The organism is Pseudomonas sp. N2-3-1-14 (genome assembly GCF_041228395.1).
Taxonomy (GTDB): Bacteria; Pseudomonadota; Gammaproteobacteria; order Pseudomonadales; family Pseudomonadaceae; genus Aquipseudomonas.
In genome coordinates this window covers 5221106-5240952 of record NZ_CP166199.1, presented here as the reverse complement: position 1 = coordinate 5240952, position 19847 = coordinate 5221106, and the positions used below count along the sequence as shown (strand labels likewise).

At 60.2% G+C, this 19847-nt stretch carries 18 protein-coding genes and 1 pseudogene; 9 read left to right on the top strand and 10 right to left on the bottom strand.

Translation table 11 applies throughout. The features are described 5' to 3' along the window. Nucleotides 1-60 precede the first annotated feature (60 nt). The 7 genes from AB5I78_RS24275 to AB5I78_RS24245 all read left to right on the top strand — a co-directional run bounded on the left by AB5I78_RS24275 (nt 61) and on the right by AB5I78_RS24245 (nt 7968). Complete coding sequence (locus tag AB5I78_RS24275; protein ID WP_369302160.1) at nt 61-1146, top strand: pyridoxal phosphate-dependent aminotransferase; 1086 nt, start codon at nt 61-63, stop codon at nt 1144-1146. A 214-nt stretch (nt 1147-1360) separates the two neighbouring features. Then, nucleotides 1361-2077, top strand: coding sequence for a LuxR C-terminal-related transcriptional regulator (locus AB5I78_RS24270; RefSeq protein ID WP_369302159.1), 717 nt, complete (start codon nt 1361-1363; stop codon nt 2075-2077). A gap of 250 nt (nt 2078-2327) precedes the next feature. Further along, nucleotides 2328-3398 (top strand): fatty acid desaturase, encoded by a 1071-nt coding sequence (locus tag AB5I78_RS24265; RefSeq protein WP_369302158.1) that lies wholly within the window; start codon nt 2328-2330, stop codon nt 3396-3398. A 159-nt stretch (nt 3399-3557) separates the two neighbouring features. Beyond that, nucleotides 3558-4373 (top strand): proline dehydrogenase family protein, encoded by an 816-nt coding sequence (locus AB5I78_RS24260; RefSeq protein WP_370004047.1) that lies wholly within the window; start codon nt 3558-3560, stop codon nt 4371-4373. A 13-nt stretch (nt 4374-4386) separates the two neighbouring features. Continuing rightward, entirely contained in the window at nt 4387-5637 is a 1251-nt protein-coding gene (locus AB5I78_RS24255; protein ID WP_369302156.1) for an ATP-grasp domain-containing protein, read from the top strand. Further along, on the top strand, nt 5637-6839 hold the full coding sequence (locus AB5I78_RS24250; RefSeq protein ID WP_369302155.1) for an MFS transporter: 1203 nt from the start codon (nt 5637-5639) through the stop codon (nt 6837-6839). The genes AB5I78_RS24255 and AB5I78_RS24250 overlap by 1 nt, the downstream gene beginning before the upstream one ends. A gap of 1 nt (nt 6840) precedes the next feature. Then, nucleotides 6841-7968: an aminotransferase class V-fold PLP-dependent enzyme gene (locus AB5I78_RS24245; RefSeq protein WP_369302154.1), complete on the top strand. Its 1128-nt coding sequence runs from the start codon at nt 6841-6843 to the stop codon at nt 7966-7968. Here AB5I78_RS24245 and AB5I78_RS24240 read toward each other — a convergent pair. Beyond that, entirely contained in the window at nt 7955-8671 is a 717-nt protein-coding gene (locus tag AB5I78_RS24240; protein WP_145164252.1) for a hypothetical protein, read from the bottom strand. The genes AB5I78_RS24245 and AB5I78_RS24240 overlap by 14 nt on opposite strands. 259 nt (nt 8672-8930) lie before the next feature. Between AB5I78_RS24240 and AB5I78_RS24235 the strand changes: the two are divergent. Beyond that, nucleotides 8931-9029: pseudogene (locus tag AB5I78_RS24235) on the top strand (hypothetical protein); the annotation flags it as partial. Here the strand turns inward: AB5I78_RS24235 and AB5I78_RS24230 are convergent. After that, entirely contained in the window at nt 9026-10273 is a 1248-nt protein-coding gene (locus AB5I78_RS24230) for an aspartate aminotransferase family protein (protein ID WP_369302153.1), read from the bottom strand. The pseudogene AB5I78_RS24235 and the gene AB5I78_RS24230 overlap by 4 nt on opposite strands. 89 nt (nt 10274-10362) lie before the next feature. Further along, a complete protein-coding gene (locus AB5I78_RS24225; RefSeq protein WP_145164248.1) occupies nt 10363-11256 on the bottom strand; it encodes a LysR substrate-binding domain-containing protein in 894 nt (297 codons plus the stop codon). A gap of 144 nt (nt 11257-11400) precedes the next feature. Here AB5I78_RS24225 and AB5I78_RS24220 point away from each other — a divergent pair, with 144 nt between their 5' ends. Next, nucleotides 11401-12429: an amino acid ABC transporter substrate-binding protein gene (locus AB5I78_RS24220; protein ID WP_106578247.1), complete on the top strand. Its 1029-nt coding sequence runs from the start codon at nt 11401-11403 to the stop codon at nt 12427-12429. Between the two features lie 28 nt (nt 12430-12457). Here the strand turns inward: AB5I78_RS24220 and AB5I78_RS24215 are convergent, their stop codons facing one another. The 7 genes from AB5I78_RS24215 to AB5I78_RS24185 all read right to left on the bottom strand — a co-directional run bounded on the left by AB5I78_RS24215 (nt 12458) and on the right by AB5I78_RS24185 (nt 19758). After that, on the bottom strand, nt 12458-13471 hold the full coding sequence (locus tag AB5I78_RS24215; protein WP_242201061.1) for a sensor domain-containing diguanylate cyclase: 1014 nt from the start codon (nt 13469-13471) through the stop codon (nt 12458-12460). 184 nt (nt 13472-13655) lie between these two features. After that, nucleotides 13656-13952, bottom strand: coding sequence for a Fis family transcriptional regulator (locus AB5I78_RS24210; RefSeq protein WP_369302152.1), 297 nt, complete (start codon nt 13950-13952; stop codon nt 13656-13658). Between the two features lie 9 nt (nt 13953-13961). Continuing rightward, nucleotides 13962-14303 (bottom strand): type II toxin-antitoxin system RelE/ParE family toxin, encoded by a 342-nt coding sequence (locus AB5I78_RS24205; protein ID WP_119737164.1) that lies wholly within the window; start codon nt 14301-14303, stop codon nt 13962-13964. A gap of 190 nt (nt 14304-14493) precedes the next feature. Next, nucleotides 14494-16389, bottom strand: coding sequence for an alkaline phosphatase D family protein (locus tag AB5I78_RS24200; protein ID WP_369302151.1), 1896 nt, complete (start codon nt 16387-16389; stop codon nt 14494-14496). Between the two features lie 104 nt (nt 16390-16493). After that, complete coding sequence (locus tag AB5I78_RS24195; RefSeq protein WP_242201055.1) at nt 16494-16685, bottom strand: hypothetical protein; 192 nt, start codon at nt 16683-16685, stop codon at nt 16494-16496. Nucleotides 16686-16903: 218 nt separating this feature from the next. Beyond that, the gene (locus AB5I78_RS24190; RefSeq protein ID WP_369302150.1) at nt 16904-19147 is read right to left on the bottom strand and encodes an ATP-binding protein; all 2244 of its coding nucleotides are present in this window, start codon (nt 19145-19147) and stop codon (nt 16904-16906) included. Then, on the bottom strand, nt 19144-19758 hold the full coding sequence (locus tag AB5I78_RS24185; protein WP_262209929.1) for a biliverdin-producing heme oxygenase: 615 nt from the start codon (nt 19756-19758) through the stop codon (nt 19144-19146). The genes AB5I78_RS24190 and AB5I78_RS24185 overlap by 4 nt, the downstream gene beginning before the upstream one ends. Nucleotides 19759-19847: the final 89 nt, after the last annotated feature.

Sequence of the window (19847 nt, the reverse complement as noted above, 5' to 3'; positions counted from 1 at the left end):
TCGTCATACTCCTCTGTACGTGCTGTGCGAATCCAACACACGACTACAAGGAGTAGTTCCATGGTCAGCGTAAGTCGTCGGTCACTTCTCGCCTTTGGCGCGGCCTTGCCGGTGCTGGGGCACCTGGATTGGGCGCTGGCCAGCCCGCCGTCGGCACCCGCTGACAAGGTGCGGCTCAATTACAACGAAAGCCCCTACGGCCCCTCAGGCGCTGCCCGTGAGGCGATGCAGCGTGGGGTGGCCATCTCCGGGCGGTATCCCTATGACCACATGTACGCCTTGGCTGGGCTGTTTGCCCAGCAGCAGGGCATCGCCGAAGAACAGGTCGCCGTGTTTGCCGGCTCCATGGCAGCGTTGCGCTATGCCGTGCTGGCGTTTACCAGCCAAACACGCGGGCTGGTGATGGCCACACCGTCCTACGAAGTACCGCGCCAGGCCGCCGAGTCGTGGAAGGCGCCGGTGCGCGAAGTGAGCCTCAATGCCGAGCATGCGCACGACGTGCCTGCCATGCTTGCTGCCGATCCGCAGGCGGGCATGCTGTACCTGTGCAACCCCAACAACCCTACCGGCACCCTGACGCCAACCGAGGCGATCCGCCAGGCGTTGGCGAACAAGCCCAAAGGCAGCGTGCTGGTGGTGGACGAGGCGTACATCGACTTCTCTGATGCGCCGAGCTGCGTGAGCTGGGTCAAGGACCATGACGATTTGCTGGTGCTGCGCACCTTCTCGAAAATCTACGGCATGGCCGGCGCACGCCTGGGCTTGGCGATTGGCCACCCCGCGCTGCTGGCACGGCTGGCGGTGTTTGGCGGCGACAACGTGCCAGCCGCCTCGACCTTGCTCGGGGCCCGTGCGAGCCTGGAAGACGTCAAACTGCTGCCCCACCGCAAGGCGCTCAACGCGCAGTTGCGGGATGAGACTGTGGCGTGGCTGAAGGGGCGGGGGTTTGCCTGCACCGCGTCGCAGAGTAACTGCTTCATGATCAACGTGAAGCAACCGGCCCAGCAGGTCATCGACAAGCTCGCAGCACACAATGTGTTGATCGGGCGGGTCTGGAAAGACTGGCCGCAATGGGTACGGGTGACGGTGGGCAGTCAGCAGGAGATGCAGCGGTTTCGCGAAGTATTTGCCGCGCAGGTGGCCTGAGCCTGGGCGCTCGGCAGCGCAAATGGCCATTGCGTGCTGATGGTCGGCTCGGCCCAGGAAGCACTGGACAAGGCCTGTACGGCATGTTTCATTCTTGTCTTTATGTAGAGATATTTCCTACAGTATGGGTCGACTCTGACCAGAGGCTTCGGGATTGAAGCGTTCCCGTCAGAGCATTAGCCTCATACGTTGTCACTCATCAGGGACGATATTCATGCGAAGCGATGGCCAATCCAGCAACACCATGTCCATACAGCCCGCCGATGTGCGCCAATTGCTCGATGCCGAACTGACCCGGCGCGGCCTGGGGCACTTCGAGGTGTATCAGTGTGGGCCGACACTGGATGAAGCAGAGATCATCACCAATTACCCCGACGCGCTGGACCGCTCCGACTCGGCGGACGATTTTTACCAGCGTGGCCAACTGCTGTCCTTGTCCAAGGAGCGGGTCAAACCTTTTTTCTGGAGCGATGAAAACATCCTCGCGCCTGCCGCAGAAGCGGTGCCGGTGCCTGGGCCCTGTGCACCGGTGGGTGAGGGCGCGAGCTTTATCGTGCATGGCAACCGCGGTTTTTACTCGATCCTCAACCTGTGCAGCTTCGGTGAAGACCAACAGTTTCGCGACACGGTGTTGGCCAACAAAAGTGAGCTGCAGATGCTGCTGGTCTCGGTCTACGACGAGGCCCTCGAAAGCTGCGCCACGGTCACACCTGCGCCGATACAGGAAACGGTACTGACCCCACGAGAAACCGAAGTGTTGTCCTGGACCAGCCTGGGCAAGACCTACAACGAAATAGCCGTCCTGACCTCAATGAGCCCGCGTACCGTCAAGTTTCATATGAAGAATATCTTCAGCAAGCTGGACGTCACCAACGGCAAGTCGGCGATTCGCAAGGCCCTGAACCTGGGGTACATCCGCGAAAAGGCCTGATCTACAGGCTTCCCTCCTCATAAACGCGACGCTCGCCGGTGATTTTTCAGCGGCGAGTCTACGCGTGCGCCTCGTCGCAGCCTACCTGTCTAAAAGGGCAGCTTGTTCGCCATCGAGCGGTGCTTTAGTTTTTTTTGCAGCCGATGAGTCTAGCTCAGGCAAAAAAAACAATAGCCGCACCACCTGAAAAAATTCCTTTGCCCAGCAATGAGACGGGTGTTGCAGCGTGCCGCTTAATTATGGAGTGATTATGCTGGTCGATAAAAACAAAGAACCTGCTGGCGAATACGCCGCGGGCATTTCCCGTGAAACCTTCGGAATGCTCAAGCACCTGTGCAAAAAAGATAACTATCACTGGGCCATCGCGTTGGGTAAGGATTACGCAATCATTGCCTTTGCCATCTACCTGTCCTTGGGCATCAGCTACTGGTTCTACCCGGTTTCGCTGTTTCTGATCGGCACCACGCAACGCGCCCTGGCGAATGTGCTGCACGAGTCAGCGCACAAGATGCTGGCCAAGAACCGCGTGATCAATTGGGTCTCCGGCACGTTTCTCTCCGGCTACCTGATCTTCCACCTGCATCAGTCCTACAGCACGTCGCATATCAAGAATCACCACGTGCACCTGGGCGATCCGGAAAAAGACCCTGACTACGCCTTCCACCTGCAGTGCGGCCTGTACGACGTCAAGCAAAGTGAACGTGAGTTCTTCCTCAAGAACGTCTTGCTGGCGCTGTCCGGCTACCGGACCGTGCAGTACATCCGGTACATCATCAAAGACCGCGTCAAAGCCCAGGGTGCGGACAAAACCATCCGCAACGAACGCATCATGCTGTGGGCTTACTGGGCGGTGATCTTCGCCGTGGCCGCCTGGTTCGGTGTTGTCGCGCAACTGTTGCTGTTCTGGCTGGTGCCGCTGTTCACCACCGCCGTGGCCGTGGGCTGGATCATCGAGTTGGCCGAGCATTACCCATTGCCGGCTGCTGAGACCGAGAAGCTGCTGCTCACCCGCAATCGCAAGGGCAACGCCCTGGAGAACTTCTTCTTCGGCCGCCATGACGACAACTACCACCTCGTGCACCACCTGCACCCGGCCATTCCTCACTGGAACATGCGCAAGGCTCACGAGCTGCTGATGTCGCACCCGGAATACGCGCGTTGGGACAACCTGTGGGCGGGCATCTTTACCCGTGACCGCCATGGCCGCCACAAGGAAACCATGCTCAGTTACGCGGCCAAGTTTCGTGCTCACAAGATTGCCAACCACACCGACGATTCGAGCTTCGCACGTCGGATGCTGAACCAGGCCTACGGGGTTTAACGCCATGAATGACATCGACAACAGCCTGCTGGCGACCCTGGCCTGAAGAAACTGGCGGCGAACAAGACGTACCGCGACCTGTTCCTGGCCAGTGACACGCTGCGCGACTTCCTGCGCCCGGCCGCCCTGCGCTACATCATTTCCGAAGACCGCCTGGAGATGCTCGACAAGCTCGCCGCCCTGCAAGGCAAAGGCTATCGCACCGGCGTCGAATACGTTGGTGAAGAGGCTACCACCCTGGCCGAGGTGACCACGGCCACCGACGAATACTTGAAGCTGATCGACCTGATGGCGCTGCACCCCACACTGGCCGAGCCACCACAGCTGGGTTTTGACCTGTCCAACGTTGGCACGATCATTTCCCGTGAACTGGCGATCGAGAACTGCTCGAAGATCCTTGCCCATGCAGCCGACAAGGAGGTCGGTGTGATCCTCAGCATGGAGCGGTCCCAGTGGACCGACTCGATCCTGGATATCTTCATGCACCTGAGTGCACGTTTTCCCAACTTGGGTATCACCCTGCAGGCGCAGTTGAACCGTACGCCCGATGACCTGGGGGAAGTCCTCGCAACGGGCTGCAAAGTGCGCCTGGTCAAGGGCGTCTATGCTGAGCCTGCTGCTATTGCCTTGCCGCGCGGTGCGCAACTGAACGAGCGTTACCTGGGGCTGTTGGACCGCATCAACGGCGCCAGCACGAACTACGCGTTCGCCACCCAAGACCCGCTGCTGGTGAAGGAGATTCTCGCCAGTGGGATTGCCAGCCGAGGCGAGCTGGAGATGCTGCACGGCGTGCGCCCCGAGCTGATCAAGGCGGTCAAGGACCAAGGCCGGGTCAAGACGCGTGTTTCAGCGGTCTACGGCACCAACTGGTACCTGCACCTGCTGCACCGCGTGGCCGAGTTCCCACAGAATATTTTTCTGGCGCTGGATGACGTGGCCTCGCCACGGCCTTCCGAAACCGCCAATCACTACTGAAAAGGACATTCTCATGAAGCAGTACGTCGCGTTGGTCGATGTCTATTCGAGCGGTAACTTCCTGCCGCAGTTCTTCCATGAGGCGGGCATCGGCCTGATCCATGTGCAGAGCACGCCGGAACTGATGCCGAGCATGCTGGGGCCGAACCTTTCGGAGTTCGAACACAACTTGATTTTCAACGGCAACCCCGAAGACGTCGTGCGTCGCCTGCGTGAGTTCAACGTGATTGCCGTGATCGCCGGCCAGGAACCCGGCGTACCGTTCGCAGACTACTTGAGCGAACAGCTGCAACTGCCGTCCTCCAACGGCAGTGCCGGTTCCCGGGCACGTCGCGACAAGTTCGAGATGATCAACAAAGTGGCCGCCGCCGGCCTGCTGACCGCGCGGCAAATCAAGTCCGCCGACCCTGCCGAGCTGCTGGCCTGGGTGCAGGACGGCCAAGTGTTCCCTTGCGTGATCAAACCGCTGAGCTCGGCTTCAACCGACGGCGTGTCGATCTGCCACAACGTCGACGACGTGAAACGCGCCTGCGAGGAAGTGGTGTCCAACCTGGATATCTTCGGCCTGGCCAATACCGAAATTCTTTGTCAGTCCTACCTCAAGGGCCCGGAGTACATCGTCGACACGGTCAGCCGTGACGGGCAGACCTATGTCTGCGGTATCTGGCGCTATGTGAAACGCGAGATCAGCGGTGGCAAGAACATCTACGACCGCGACGTGCTGATTGCTCCGGACAGCGCCGAGGCCAACGTGCTGGTGGACTACATCGTGCAAGTGCTCAAGGCGCTGGGAATCAACAACGGCCCGGCCCATTCGGAAGTGATCCTCACCGAGGCCGGCCCTGCGCTGGTGGAAGTTGGCGCACGCTTGAATGGCAACATGGAACCCAGGTTCCATGACATCAGCCTGGGCGGCAACCAGGCGCAGCTCACCTACCTGGCGTACTGCGACGGTGAGGCGTTCAAAGCCGGTTATGCCGGCAAGCGCTACCACAAGCTCAAGGAAGCCTGTGTGATCAATACCGATACCACCTTGCAAGGTGAGGTCACCGGCTTCAATGACGCCGCCATCCACCTGATCGAGGCATTGCCCTCGGTGCATAAACTGAGTGTCAAATACAAGGCCGGCAAGTTGATGAAAAAGACCGTGGACCTGCTCAGCAGCCCGCTGCGCGTGTTCCTGGTATCGGAAAACCAGCGCGATATCGACAAGGACTATGAGCAGATCCGCCAGTACAAAGACAACGTTTACGTGATCCGCTGATGATGGGCACCTATCGCGCGTTACGCGGGCTCAACGGTCGGTTGCAGTCGCTGTTCCTGATTACCCTGGTGTTCCGCATGGGCACCATGGCGTTCCCTTTCTATGCGGCGTACCTGATTCATCAGCACGCCGTGTCGGCGGGCACGGCTGGCTTGCTGGTCGGGGTGTACGGCGCGGGTGCGCTGTTTGTGGACTTGATCATCGGCGCGGTGATCAAGCGGTTTTCCGCCAACCGGGTGATCCTCGGTTCGTTGCTGCTCAATGCCGTGCTGTTGCTGATCATTCCTTCAGTGGACAACACGGCCGCGCTGTTTGTGTTGTCGTTTCTGTGGGGCGCCTGTTACGAGGCGTTCACGCCGGCGACGTTCTCCGAAACCGTCACCCACAGCAGCAGTGAGACGCGCAAAGTGGCGTTCTCCTGCAACCGTCTGGCCATCAACATCGGCATGGCCATCGGGCCACTGTTGGGCAGTCTGATTTTCCTCAGCAACGCCGACGCGGTGTTCTACCTCAACGCTGCGTTGTCGTTGGTCTCGTTCGTCGCCTGCCTGCGGTTTGGACGCGCGGTTCCGGTGGCGCCGGTGACCACGCTCGCCGGCAAGGGCAATGGCTTGCCGGAGAGCGCGCCGCATGAGCGGTCGCGACTGCTGGTGATCCTGTTGGCGGCATTGCCGGTGCACATCGCCTACGCGTTGCCGCCGACGTTCCTGTCGGCCTACATCATCAATTACACCGAGTTGCCGGCTTACTACGTCGGCATCATTTTCTTTATCAATGCATTGTTGGTGATTCTGTTCGAGGTACCGATCAACCAACGCATGTCGCACCTGTCGAGCAGCCGCTCGTTGGTGGCCGGTTTCCTGGTGGCCGGCGTGGGGTTTTTCCTGATGGGGTTCAGTCACATCGGCGCGTTGCTGCTGGTGGCCACTGTGCTCTGGAGCCTGGGCGAAATGATCGTGTTTCCCGGCATCACCCACTACGTCAGCAGTATTTCCAGTCGCCATACCGTGGACCGCAACCTCGGTTACTACTCGGCGGGCGTCAACATCGGGGTCATGATCACCCCGTCGCTGGCGTTTATGTTGGTGTCCCAGCCGTCCTTGCCTTCGCCGTGGCTGCTGGCCGGCACCGTATTGCTGCTGTTCGCGGTGGCGGTGGGCGCGATGAAAAGCTCGACACTTTTGTGGAACAAGGAAGCGTGAAATGAATATCGTGCATTTGAACACTGCCGGTGCCGGCCTGATGTCATCGGCCACCCTGAACGCGATCCAGCGCTTCACGGCCATCGAAGCCCAGATGGGCAGTTATGAGACCGAACTGGCCTACGACGAGTTGCTCAACGTCGACCTGTATCAGGCGGCAGCCGGGCTCTTGAATGCACAGCCCGCGGACATCGGTTTTTTCAGCAGTGCCACCGAAGCCTGGACCAGCATCCTCGGCAAACTGAAATTTCCCCGTGGTAAGCGCGTGTGGGTGTCGACCTCGGAGTACGCCGCGAACCTGATCTTTTTCAACTACCTCAAGCTGTCGCGCGATATTCGCGTTGAAGTGATCCCGACCACCGCCACCAGCCCGCTGGACCTGGAATGGGTGCGACGTCATCTGGACGACGATGTGTTCCTGGTCAGCGTGTCGCACTTGCCGTCGTGCTGCGGCGTGATCAACCCGGTGGAAGCCCTGGGCGCGCTGCTTAAAGAGACGAACACGCTGTATGTGGTGGACGCGTGCCAGTCGCTGGGGCAATTGCCGCTGGACGTGCGGGATATCCATTGTGATTTGCTGACCGGCGCGGGCCGCAAGTTTCTCTGTGGGCCGCGTGGCAGCGGGATCGCCTACGTGTCGCCACGCCTGCTCAGCCAGTTGGTGTTGAATTTCGCTGACTTGCACGCGGCCAGTACGGATGGCCAGGTCAACCGGATCGAGGTGTCCGGGGCTCGGGTGCTGGAAATTGCAGAAAAAAGCTTTTCAGCGTTGGTGGGGTTGCACACCGCGTTGAGTGAATACGCGCAGGTCGCAGCAAAGGTGAGCACCGAGCCCTACGCGCTGCTGGCGCAGGAGCTACGGCGCCTGCCGCAGTTGACGCTGCTGTGCGATCAGTTCCAGCAGACCGGGATTGTCTCGTTCGTGCCGCACAACCTGTCGGCCAAGGCGTTTGTCGGCCAGGCCCGTGAGCTGGGGCTCAACCTGTGGGCGGGCACTGCCGCTCATACACCGCTGCTGTTGAAGGACCTCGGCGCGACGCATTTCGTGCGCGCCTCGGTGGGCCGGCATGTCACCCAGGCCCAGGTTGAGCAGGCCCTGGTGACCCTGCGCGCACTTATTGCGCAGTGATGGCGTAACCGTCAAAGGCGCTTTGTTGTTGCAGCGCGGTCACGATGCTTTTGCGCGTGACCGGCTGCTCTACGCCGCTGTTGTCCACAAAGGTTTCAGTTTCCAGTTCCGCCTCGTTGCCTTCACCCACGAACGTAAAGCCCAGGAACTCCAGCGCCTCACGGTCAACGTTCAGCTTGGAGCGAGGTGTACGCAGTGGCAGGGTGACGCTGATGCCATCCTTGCTGATCACAAACACTTCGGCTTCCTTCTTCGCGCGTGCTGCCTTGCTCTTGCCGGCGCTGGGGTTGCTGATGGCCTGGTGAGACTGGTTCAGCACCTTCAGGGCCAGGCCATAGACCAGTTCCTGGAACTCGGGATCGTCCTTGAAACTGGACAGAATGCGGCTGATCGAGAACTTGCTGCTGAGGTCCTCCAGGGCGATGTTGTCGGCGGCCTCGGCGTCCTTGAGTTGCTTGAGCTGGCCCATCAGGTCGTAGGCCTTGTCGTCGTCGAAGGCGTCGTGGGCCTGGCGGATGGCCACGCGCAATTCACGGATCTGGTCGCTTTCCTTGGAAGTGTGGAATGCGTCCAGCACCATCTCGCTGATGATCTTGGCCGCAGGCACATGCTGTGAAAGATTGATGGCGTTTTCGTATTCAGCTTTGGACTGCAGGGCTGTTACGGATTCTTCGGTGGAGTGTTCGGTGTAAGAATCAGACATTGAAATTTCACTACTTCAGTAAACGGGACAAAAAAACGTCGCGCATTTTCAGCGGGGAGGGTGATCAGGTCAAGGCAGCACAATGCTCTTGTCGCGGCGCAACGCCGTCAGCGCCCGCTGCAACCGCAGGGCGCGTCCACAGAACAGACCAACGGTAAATCCCGACACACCGCCCACCGCCACCAGCATCGCTGGCGTGTTCAAAAACAGCGGATGCGCCGCCTGCTGATAGCCGAAGTAGTACTTCACCGCGAAGAACAACGTTGCGGCGTATTTCTCCGGCCAACCGCGCCCGGATTTCCCGGACAAGGTCAAAGACTGGCCCAACGGCGGCAAGCCCGCCGATGCGCGCTACTAAGTCAGCTGCTTGAGACAGGCCTCGAGAATATCCAGGCCTTCCTCCAGCACCGCAGGCTCGGTGGTCAGCGGTGCCAGCAGGCGGATGATGTGTCGCGATTTACCGCTGGGCATCAGCAGCAGCCCCGCGTCCCGCGCCAGGCTCAGCAGTTGGGTCAGTTGCCTGGACGCGGGCGTGCCGTCGGCATTGGCCAGCTCGATGCCGCGCATGGCACCGACGCCGGTCAGGCGACCCAGATAGGGCACACCTTGCGCACGCCATTGTTCATAACGGCTGACGATGGCTTCGGCCTGGTGTGAACCCCAGGTTTTCAGGTGTGCGTCCGTCATCGCGTCCAGCGTGGCCAATGCGGCCGCGCACGCAATCGGGTTGCCGGAGTAGGTGCCGCCCAGGCCGCCTTTGGGCAAGGTGTCGAGCAAGGCTTTGCGCCCGACCACCGCGCCCAATGGCACGCCGCCGGCGATGCTTTTGCCGAGCAGGATCAAGTCCGGCTCAATTCCAAGGCGCGAGAAGGCGAAGCGCTGGCCGGTGCGCCCGAAGCCTGACTGGATTTCGTCGGCAATCAGCAGGATGTTTTTCTCATCACAGAAACGTCGCAAGGCCTGGGCGAATTCGACGTCCAGGGCCAGGAAACCGCCTTCGCCCTGCACGGGTTCGATGATGAAACAGGCCACGTCCTCAACGTCGATTTCCACGCTGAACAGGCGGTCCATGGCCTTGAGTGCTTCGGCACAACTCACGCCGTTATCAGCGCTGGGGTAGGGCAGGTGGTACACCGGCCCAGGCAACACACCGACTTTTTGCTTGTAGGGCGCTACCTTGCCATTGAGGTTGAGCGTGGCCAGGGTACGGCCGTGAAAGGCACCGTCAAACGCGATCACCGCCGTGCGGCCGGTGGCACCGCGCACAATCTTCAAAGCGTTTTCCGCCGCTTCCGCACCGCTGTTGGTGAGCATGCCGCTCACCGGGTAATCCACCGGCATAAACGCGGTAAGACGGTCCATCAGTTCGATGTAGGGCGCGTGAGGTGCGGCGTTGAACGCGTAGTGGGTCAGTTTGGTGGCCTGCTCCCGAATCGCCTCGACCACGCCGGGGTGGCAATGCCCGAGGTTGAGCACGCCGATGCCGCCGACAAAATCGATGTAGCGCTTGCCCGTGGTGTCCCAGACCTCGGCGTTCTTGCCGTGGCTGAGGCTGATGGGGTGGACGATGGAAATCGACTGGCTGATGGTTTCGCGGCTCATGAATCTCGGACTCGGCAATGGCGGGCGTCTTTTTATCTAAGCCGCGCGCCCGGCCTTGCCGCAAACGAAATAAAGTCGCCGGGTCATTATTAAAAGTCGGGATGTGCTTTTAAGTAGTCCACCATCCAGTTCAAGAATGCTTTTACTTTGGGGATCTCGCCGGCGTGTTCGGCGTGCGCGATAAAGTGCGCGCCGGCGCTGGGCATCGTGTAATCCCAAGGCGTCATCAGGCTGCCATTGGCCAACTCTTCGGCCACCAGGTACTGCGGCACCAACGCCACGCCGTAGCCCGACTGCGCTGCGCGAATGCACATGTAGAACGTGTCGAAACGCGGCCCGTGATAGCTGTTCTGCGAATGCAGGCCCTGTTCCAGAAACCACTCATGCCAGGCTTGCGGGCGTGACGTGCATTGCAGCAAGGTGTGGCGCGAGGAGGCATCGCTGCCCTCGGCGACAAACCCCGGCGCACAGACCGGCACCACGGCCTCGTGAAACAGCTCGATGCACGTCGCCCCCGGCCAGGAGCCCTGGCCGAAGAAAAACGCAATATCGGCCTTGGCCTGCAACACGTCGAAGGGCTCCAGCTCGTTGCGCACATCCAGGTGGATGTTCGGATGTCTGGCCGCAAAATCCTTGAGCTTGGGCACCAGCCAGCGGTCGCCGAAGGTCGGCTGGGTGGCGATGCGCAGCACTTCGGTCTCGCCGCCGTAGGTGAGGATGTACCGGCTGGAAATGTCCACCTGAGTCAAAATCTTGTGGACCTCGGCGAGGTACAGCGAGCCCGCTGGCGACAGGTAGAGACGCTGGCGCACGCGCTCGAACAGGTTGTGGCAGAGCATCTCTTCGAGCTGCGCGACCTGCTTGCTCACGGCACTTTGGGTCAGGTGCAGCTCTTGGGCGGCGCGGGTGAAACTCAGGTGGCGGGCGGCGGCTTCGAAGCACTGCAGGGCCGTCATTGAAGGGGTCAAGCGTTTAGAGATCATGCAGTTCATTCCAAATCGGAAGGAGCCTTTGCCTAAAGGTCGTTTGTGACAGGGGCGTAAAGCCGTCGATACTGCGCGGCCACACTATAAACCGGCGCGGGCTGTGCGGCGCCGAATAATAAAGATCGACAGGGAGTGCTTCGCATGAACAACCTCAAGACCACCTTGGCCGCCCTCACCGCTGCTGCGGTCGTGGGCCTGGCGGGCAGTGCCCACGCCGGCGTGACCCTCGACGCAATCCAGAAAAAAGGCTTTATCCAGTGCGGCGTCAGTGACGGTTTGCCGGGCTTCGGCGTGCCGGACGCCACCGGTAAAATGACCGGCATCGATGTAGACGTGTGTCACGCCGTCGCTGCGGCGGTGTTCGGCGACGCCTCAAAAGTGAAGTTCAGCCAGTTGACGGCCAAAGAGCGTTTTACCGCGCTGCAGTCCGGCGAAATCGACCTGATCTCACGCAACACCACCTGGACCAGTTCGCGTGATTCGGGCATGGGCCTGGTGTTCACCGGCGTCACCTATTACGACGGCATCGGTTTTCTGGTCAACAACAAACTGGGGGTGACCGGCGCCAAGCAACTCGACGGCGCAACCATCTGCATCCAGGCCGGCACCACCACCGAACTCAATGTCTCGGATTACTTTCGCACCAACGGCATGAAGTACACGCCAATCACCTTCGATACCGCCGACGAAAGTGCCAAGGGCCTCGAAGCCGGGCGCTGCGATGTGCTGACCACCGACCAGTCGGGCCTGTACGCGCAGCGCATCAAGATGGCTCACCCGGATGAGTTTGTGGTGCTGCCGGAAGTGATCTCCAAGGAGCCACTCGGGCCGCTGGTGCGCAAGGGTGATGACGAGTGGTTCAGCATCGTCAAATGGACGCTGTTCGCCATGCTCAACGCCGAGGAAATGGGCATCACCTCGCAGAACGTCGAAGCGCAGGCCAAATCCAGCAAGAACCCCGACGTAGCGCGGCTGCTGGGTGCCGACGGCGATTACGGCAAAGACTTGAAACTGCGCAAGGACTGGGTGGTGCAGATCGTCAAGCAAGTGGGCAACTATGACGAAGTGTTCGAGCGCAATATCGGCCAGGGCAGCGTGTTGAAGATCAAGCGCGGGCTCAATGCCTTGTGGAGCAACGGCGGCATCCAGTACGCGCCACCAGTGCGCTGATCACGCCAAGCCAGTGGAGTCGCCGTATTTACTCCGACACCACGTCCTTTCCCGCCGCCTTGGACCGATACAGCGCTTGATCGGCGCGTGCCATCAAGGCGGCAGGGTCCTCACCCATACGACGTTCGACCACACCCAGGCTCAGGGTCACTTTGAAATCACCCACGGCGGGTATTTCGGTGACCTTCTGCCGCACGCTTTCGGCCAGTTGCCTGGCCGAATCGAGGGTGCTTTTGGGCAGCACCACCATAAATTCGTCACCGCCCCAGCGCGCGAGCAAATCACCGGGACGCACACAGGCTTCCAGGTTTTCCACCACCCGAATCAGGGTCTTGTCGCCGACGCCATGGCCGTGTTGGTCATTGATCGGCTTGAAGTCATCGATATCCATGGCCACCAATGCCAATGGCACGCGGAAGCGCTCGGCGCGCTCACACTCCTCCAGCAGCACTTTTTCCAGGCGATAACGGTTGGCGATACGCGTCAGGGCGTCCTGTTCGGCCAGGGAGCGGTTCTCATCCAGCTGCAATTGCAGTTGCTGATTGACCCGAGACAATTCACGGGTGCGTTCGGCCACCAGAGCCTCCAGCGATTGGTTACGCTTTTGCAGCTGTTCGATGGAGTTCTTGCGGGTGTGAATATCGCGGTGGGCGCCGACCATGCGGGCTACCGAGCCGTCAGGATTACGTGCAATCACGTAGCCCCGGTCCTCGATCCACAGGTAGCTGCCGTCTTCTTTTCGGCAGCGGTACTCGGCCTGGTAATGGGGGGCGCGCTGGTTGATGTAGTCATCAAACACGGCCATCACGCGCGGGTAATCCTCGGCGTGGATCACGTTCTCCCAGGTGAACACAGTGTTTTCCAGGGAGTGGCGGGGGTAACCCAGCATTTCGTACCAACCGGGGTTGCGGTAGACGAAGCCGGTATTGGCGTTCCAGTCCCAGATGCCGTCGCTGACCAGTTCCATGACGGCGTGCAACATGTCGGCGTTGAGTTCGGAGAAGTCATTGCGCAGCGGTTTATTGCCGGAGTTATCGCCCATCTTTGCGCTTCCCTGCGTGTGCTGGTTTGTAAGGCCAGTCTTCGTTGACGCCGATACTCCGTGGCTGGCGCTACTGTACATCGGGACTTGCGCGGTTTGAATAGGGCGGGTGTGCTGCTTTAGATGTATGGCTATGAGCCACCTATGCTGGATTTACGTGGACCGGTTTTCACGTCATCACCGGTCATGTATTGGCGTTCGGTAAAAGCCGCACTTCTACCCGCTGGCCCAACGCTCTTGCGGCACTTGCCAGGGTTGCCAGAGTCATGCCTGCATCGTTTTGATCCAGCGCCCGATCCACAGCAGTGCGGCTGGTGTGCATACGTTCTGCCAGCGCTTTCTTGCTGACTTTCTGCGCCTTCATTGCTTGCGCCAACTGCCAGGCGATAACACGCTTCAATGCGGCAGCGGACACTTCTTCTATTATGAGCCCATCGTCACTTAGAAAATCATCGAAGTTGGAGCCGATATGTTTATTCATGGTGGTCCCTCAAAGCTTGCTTTTACGACGCCTCGCGGTGTTCAGGTCCACTGACGTCGTTTTCTGGCTCTTTTTGATAAAGCCGTGCAGCAACACAATTTCGCGGTCAACTAACGTAAAAATGACCCGTGCAATGTTCTCATTGAGGTCACTTCGTATTTCCCAAAGGCTGTGCTCCAGCTTTCGAACCAGCGGCATTCCCAGCGGCCATCCAATCTGGACTGCTTTGATGTCAATGCCTATGAGTCTGCGTGACTCCCTTGGCAGTTCCAGCAGCCATTCACGCACGGGCTCGTTGCCAGCCTGCGTTCGGAAAAACGCGACGCTCAACATGAGAGGTAAGTCGTTCACAAGAGTGCACCAAAATAGGTTCATACGGCAATCGGCGATTGATGAAGCTTTTCGCGAAGAGCGGTCAGAGCCTGGCACTTTTTTTGTGAGCGATGGATGTCGAAGCTTTGCAGAAAATTACAGCAAAAACAGTTAGTTATGAATTTTCCGCAGAGTGAGTGCGAGCGTGGTTTTGCATGTGTAAGAAAACTTACTCCGGCGCCAGCATCCTCGTCCGAGGCTTTCCATCGGCGTTGTGCTGGTAAATCGCCTCCGGTTGGCCGTGGTCGTTGAAAAACACCTGACCGATGCCCGCCGAATTCCACAGCCGTTCGCCCGCTTCGGCATGTTCCGGAATATGGGGCACTACCTGCATGGTACGGCGGCGCGTGAACCAGTTGAGCGGTGAGCGCGGTGAATAGAGCCAGCGGTTCAGGCGGTCGAACCATTCCAGCAGGCGTGGGGGGAACTCGTTCTTGATGCCGCTGCTGGTGATCTGCCAGATGCTCGGCCCGCCGTTGCGGTGGCGGATCAGCACTTGGTAGACGAACGAGTAATGCACGTCGCCCGAGAGGATCACGTAGTTACCCGGCGTGCGCGAGTGGCGGAAGATGTTGAGGATTACCTGGGCGGCGCCGCGATGGGCCATCCAGTTTTCAGCGTCTACCAGCAGCGGGTAGCCACACCAACTGAACACCTTCTGCACGGTTTCGATCAGCTTGACGCCAAAGACCGGCGCGGGCGACACGATGATGGCGCAGGGGTGGTCCAGCAGTTCCTGTTGCAGCTCACTCAAGGCTTCCCAGCCCAGCAGGCCAGAGGGCTGCTTGAGGGTGAACTCGCTGCGCCAGCGGCGGGTACGGGTGTCGAGCACCACCAGGGCCGGTGTGGTGGGCAGTACGTAATGCCAGTGCTGGAATTTCAGCAGCGCCGCCAGCAGGTCATCTTGCAGGCCGGCGTCCAGATGGTTGCCTTTAACCTGGGTGGCCAGTGCCTGGGTTTGGCTCAGCAGCTCAGCGAACACATCCGGCTGGTTGCCCCAACCCTGGCACAGCAAGTAGGCGAGCAGGGCATTGCCGATAATGCGCCTGGAGAACGGGTGGCCGTAGGCGGTTTCTTCCCATTGGGCACTGAGGTTCCAGTCGTCGGTGATGTCGTGATCGTCGAAGATCATCAGCGTCGACAGATGAGCCAAGACCCGTGCGGCGCCCGGCAACCCTTGTCGGAATTGATCAATAGGCACCTGCTCGCGGGCATAACGCTGCTGTTCCTCGACGCTCAGTTGCGGGGGTTGTGGCGTGATCAACTGCCAGGGCGTGGGCGACCAGGCCAGCAGGTACATCGCGATCACCTCGGCAAAGCTCACCAGGTGATTGTCGGCCGTGCTGCTGGTGAAAATCGGCTTCTTTACGCCACCAAAAAACCGCTCGCGCAGGGTCTCGTTGCTGTCCAGCGCCGGGAGCAGTTCGGCGCGATGGTAATAGCTGGCGCGATGCCCGTAGAGGCTGGCGCTGTCAGTCACCACCGCACCTTCCAGGTATTCGTCAAACAGGCCCAGTCGCGCGATCAGCGCATGAATCGCGCGCAGCATCGGGCCGGCGACATCGTCGGCGTAGATCTGGTCACCGCTCATCATCAGCAAGGCCGGGCGTTCGGTCGGCGTGTGTGCCTCGGCCAGCAGGCGGTCGACGCACAGCAAGCCGTCGTCGGCTCGGTGGTGCGGTTTGCGGCAGGAACCGTGCACCAACTGGTGGATACGGCTATGCAGCACGAAGTTCGGCTGCCGGGCGTCGGCATACAGCAGGTGCGGCGCCCATTCGGCGATGCCCAGGTTGTCGATCAGCAGGTCATAGCCGATGACCATGTCCAACGGCAGGGCGTCGTCCAGCGCCACGTCGATCAGGTGGATGAAGGCGTGGCGCCCCACCGGCACGACTTGGCACTGGCCCTGATCCAGGCGGATATCGCGGCTGTGTTCGGCAACGTGCAGCCTCAAGGTCGGCGACAGTTCACGGCTTGCCACCAGCCACAACACCAGGCGGCGAGGCTCCAGCCGCCGTAACAGCGGCCCGGCAAGAAAGGCGGGCAGTGTGCCTGCTTCAAGCATAGGAATGAGGACTCTGTGCAGGAAAGGCCGGCAGGTTAACCCAGCGGATGTCAGTGTTTTGTTAAGGGATGGCGGGGCAGGATGGCTTGCCCCGCATTCATAGGCTAGAGCAGATTGCCCTTGCCCAGGCTTTCCAGGTTGCCGGAGCGGTTGTTCTTGTCTGGGGTATTTGCGCCGCTCAGGCCTATGGCCGACGCCTGATCGAGGCTTGGCTTCGGCGGTTGTGGCGCAGGCGCGGCGTTGATCATCTGGATGGTGTTGATGTAGTTCAAGTTGGCGCTGAGAAAAAAATCCATTGGGTGTGCTCGGTAAGGCCAGGGAAGTGTTGTCGCGTTGTGAACGCGCACAGAACTTACAAAGCCTTGGCTGGCGCGGCTATACACGCGTTGAGTCAAAACATGACAAGGCTACCGGCCACCAACCCGTCGCGGCCAGGGTGGTATGTTGCGGGTTTAACCAGCCGGCCTGATGTGGAGAGCAAGCCCGCTCGCCACATCAAGTCCACTTTTCGCTGTCAGGGGTGTGCCCCCTCGATTCCCTTGGGCACCGTAAAGCGAAACTCGCTGCCCCGGCCGACCTCGCTGTGCGCGTCGATTTGCCCGCCATGGGCCTGAACGATGCCCTGAGTGATGTACAGCCCCAACCCGCTGCCGGTCGGGTTGTTTTCGGTCTGGGTCCAGTAGCGATCAAACACATGCGGTAACTGTTCAGGTGCAATGCCTTCACCGGAATCGCGCACCGAAAATACGATCTCTTCGTCATTGCTCATGGCGCTCACGCCGATGTTCCCCTGGCGCGGGGTGAACTTGATGGCGTTGCCGATCAGGTTCGACAACACCTGGAACAGACGCTCAGGGTCCCCGTTGATCTGCAACCCCGGTTCCGCATTGAACGACAGCTCGATGCCTTTCTCCATCGCCAGCGGCGCGAGCAGGGCATAGGCTTCTTCAAACATCTGGCTGACGTCCAGCACCACCGGCTTGACCACATAACGGCCCGCCTCGATTTTCGAGGTGTCGAGCAAGTCTTCCAGCAGCACGTTCATGCGCCCTGCGGCCTGTTGCATGGTGTCGATCGCCGAAGAAATACGTCGCGAGGTGTGCGGGCCTTCGGAGCTGAACGCCTTTTGCATCATGCCGCAGAGCATCGAGATAACGGTCATCGGGTTACGCAGGTCGTGGGACACCACGGCCACCAGGTCATCACGCGCGCGTACGGCTTGCTGTTCGCGCAACACTTGGCGGGCGAGGTCATTTTCCAGGGCTGAACGGCGCAGGTCGTTGGCAGCAAAACGGTCGCCATGGCTCCATTTGGTGGAGATGCCGGCCATTTCCACTTTCCAGATTTCAAACGAGGTCCGTGGGCGAAGTCGCAGGCCGGCGTCTGACTCTTCCAGATTCAACGGCTTGTCCGGGTTGCCGCTCCAGTTGATGTTCTCTTTCACTTCCGGGCGAAACCACAGCACGCCGTTATCCACAGGCTTTGGCAGGCTCATGGCCAACACGCCACTGGCCACGCGCTGGAACTCGGCGGCCGGCGGGTACACCGAGGTCAGGTTGTGGCTGGAAAACACCGGTTCGCCGCTGGCTTGCAGCCATGCGTGCAGCGCGCGAATCTGCTCGGGCTGCGGGCAGTTGCCGTAACGGTGCAACTGTTTGTCCTCAATGATTGCCACGCCGCCCGACAGGGTCAGGTCCATCAGGACTTGCGGCTGCTGGGCCAGGCCGTCGAACACGTTTTGTTCGGATGCTTTCATCGCGCGATCAAGCAGGGCCAGGGCCTCGAGCTTTTCGTCGCGTTGGCGGCTCAGGTCCAGGGCTTCCATGGCGCTGATCTGCAACGACAGCACCTGGCCGATGGTTTGGCAGGCCAGGCGCAGGTCATTGGGCACCAGCAGTGGCTCGCGGTTACCGCAACTGATCAGGCCCCAGAGCTTGTCGCCTGCCATCAAGGAGATGCTCATGGACGACAGCACGCCCATGTTCTGCATGTACTGGCAGTGAATCGGCGACACGCTGCGCAGGGTCGCAAAGCTCAGGTCCAGCGGTTGGCCGGTGTCCGGGCGCAGCTTGGGCAGCAACGGCACGGGTTCATAAGCGGCATTCGGGATGATGCGCAGCCAGTTGGTGCGGTACAGCTCGCGGGCCTGCTCGGGGATGTCGGACGCCGGAAAGAACAGCCCGTTGAACAGCTCCATGGACGGCGCCGAGGCTTCGGCGATCACCTGGCCATGGCCTTCCTCTTCGAAGCGGTAGATCAGCACTCGGTCGTAGCCGGTCATGGCCTGGATTTCATTCACGCTGATTTCGTACAGCGCTTGCAGGGTTTTCGCTGCCTGCAGGCGTTGCAGCATCTTGCCCAGATCGCTGGTGCGACCATTGAGGGCTCGCGGTTTGAAATCTTCCAGGCGTGGTTCGAATTCCAGCACCAGCACCGCTTGATGGCGGTGCAGCAGGCCTTCGAATTGCGCGCCATTGAAGGTGACATGCAGCGCTGGCGCATCGAAAAACGTGTTGTGTTCAGCCATGGCCTGCACGGCTTGTGCATGTTCGGCGCCGATCAACCTGTGCAGCGGCTGACCCAGCAGCGACTCGGGCGTGTGACCGAACAGGCTGCCGACGTTGGCGCTGACCTGAATGATGTGCAGGTCCGGCTCCGACAACGTCAGCAGCACACCATGGGGCTGTATCGCGCCGGGGGTGCGGATGGGTTCGTCGGCACAGTTGGCAAGCAGCTCTTCAAAGTCTTCGGGTTTCATAGCAGTACCTCCTGGCTGACGAGCCAATGCTCGAAGCCGCTGAATGTCGAACAAGCTGCCTGCACTGCGCGCTGTTTGGCGTGCGCATCGAGGGGTTGGCGGCTCAGGTAATCGAGAAAGTCTTTCCAGCGTCGACCGGTCTCGGCGCCGTACACATTGAGAAACGCGCCGCCGTGTTCGGCGTCGATGCCCAGGCGCTGGGCCATTTCCCGGCGCAGCAATTGGCCACCCAGGGTCGCGCCTTCCAGTACATAGAGGGCACCGAGGCAGGCGGCGGAGGTATCGAACAGTGGCAGGCTGGTGCAACGGGGCAGTGCGCTGATGGCGTCGTCAGTCAGGCCAAGGGCGTAAAGATCGTGCAGGAGTGTAGGCGTTTTCACACGCAATGACGTATCGAATCCATCGGGGATCAAACCACTGTCATACAGCGCCGATTCCATTGGCTCATAAAAACCGTAGTACGCCTGAAGCAAGCGCTGGTACCACGCGGCATCCAGACGCTCGGAGAAAAACGGCAGGCGTTTTTCCAGCGCTACATGCAGCAGGGCGGTGCCTGAACGTAACGCTTCCAGCAATGAGGGCGCACTGACGTCAGGGGCCTGTGAATGCATTCAATGAGCTCGAACTGTGGGCCTTCCGGCCATGAATGACGCTGTAAATGGGCGACGATTCTACACAACTCATTGCCATCACCTGTGCG

Bases quoted from the DNA above. Each gene is read 5' to 3' on its own strand.
- AB5I78_RS24210 (WP_369302152.1), bottom strand. From the start codon at position 13,952: ATGAATAAACATATCGGCTCCAACTTCGATGATTTTCTAAGTGACGAT.
- AB5I78_RS24245 (WP_369302154.1), top strand. From the start codon at position 6,841: ATGAATATCGTGCATTTGAACACTGCCGGTGCCGGCCTGATGTCATCG.
- AB5I78_RS24260 (WP_370004047.1), top strand. From the start codon at position 3,558: ATGCTCGACAAGCTCGCCGCCCTGCAAGGCAAAGGCTATCGCACCGGC.
- AB5I78_RS24240 (WP_145164252.1), bottom strand. From the start codon at position 8,671: ATGTCTGATTCTTACACCGAACACTCCACCGAAGAATCCGTAACAGCC.
- AB5I78_RS24230 (WP_369302153.1), bottom strand. From the start codon at position 10,273: ATGAGCCGCGAAACCATCAGCCAGTCGATTTCCATCGTCCACCCCATC.
- AB5I78_RS24250 (WP_369302155.1), top strand. From the start codon at position 5,637: ATGATGGGCACCTATCGCGCGTTACGCGGGCTCAACGGTCGGTTGCAG.
- AB5I78_RS24200 (WP_369302151.1), bottom strand. From the start codon at position 16,389: ATGCTTGAAGCAGGCACACTGCCCGCCTTTCTTGCCGGGCCGCTGTTA.
- AB5I78_RS24190 (WP_369302150.1), bottom strand. From the start codon at position 19,147: ATGAAACCCGAAGACTTTGAAGAGCTGCTTGCCAACTGTGCCGACGAA.
- AB5I78_RS24215 (WP_242201061.1), bottom strand. From the start codon at position 13,471: ATGGGCGATAACTCCGGCAATAAACCGCTGCGCAATGACTTCTCCGAA.
- AB5I78_RS24220 (WP_106578247.1), top strand. From the start codon at position 11,401: ATGAACAACCTCAAGACCACCTTGGCCGCCCTCACCGCTGCTGCGGTC.
- AB5I78_RS24265 (WP_369302158.1), top strand. From the start codon at position 2,328: ATGCTGGTCGATAAAAACAAAGAACCTGCTGGCGAATACGCCGCGGGC.
- AB5I78_RS24275 (WP_369302160.1), top strand. From the start codon at position 61: ATGGTCAGCGTAAGTCGTCGGTCACTTCTCGCCTTTGGCGCGGCCTTG.
- AB5I78_RS24270 (WP_369302159.1), top strand. From the start codon at position 1,361: ATGCGAAGCGATGGCCAATCCAGCAACACCATGTCCATACAGCCCGCC.
- AB5I78_RS24255 (WP_369302156.1), top strand. From the start codon at position 4,387: ATGAAGCAGTACGTCGCGTTGGTCGATGTCTATTCGAGCGGTAACTTC.
- AB5I78_RS24195 (WP_242201055.1), bottom strand. From the start codon at position 16,685: ATGGATTTTTTTCTCAGCGCCAACTTGAACTACATCAACACCATCCAG.
- AB5I78_RS24185 (WP_262209929.1), bottom strand. From the start codon at position 19,758: ATGCATTCACAGGCCCCTGACGTCAGTGCGCCCTCATTGCTGGAAGCG.
- AB5I78_RS24225 (WP_145164248.1), bottom strand. From the start codon at position 11,256: ATGATCTCTAAACGCTTGACCCCTTCAATGACGGCCCTGCAGTGCTTC.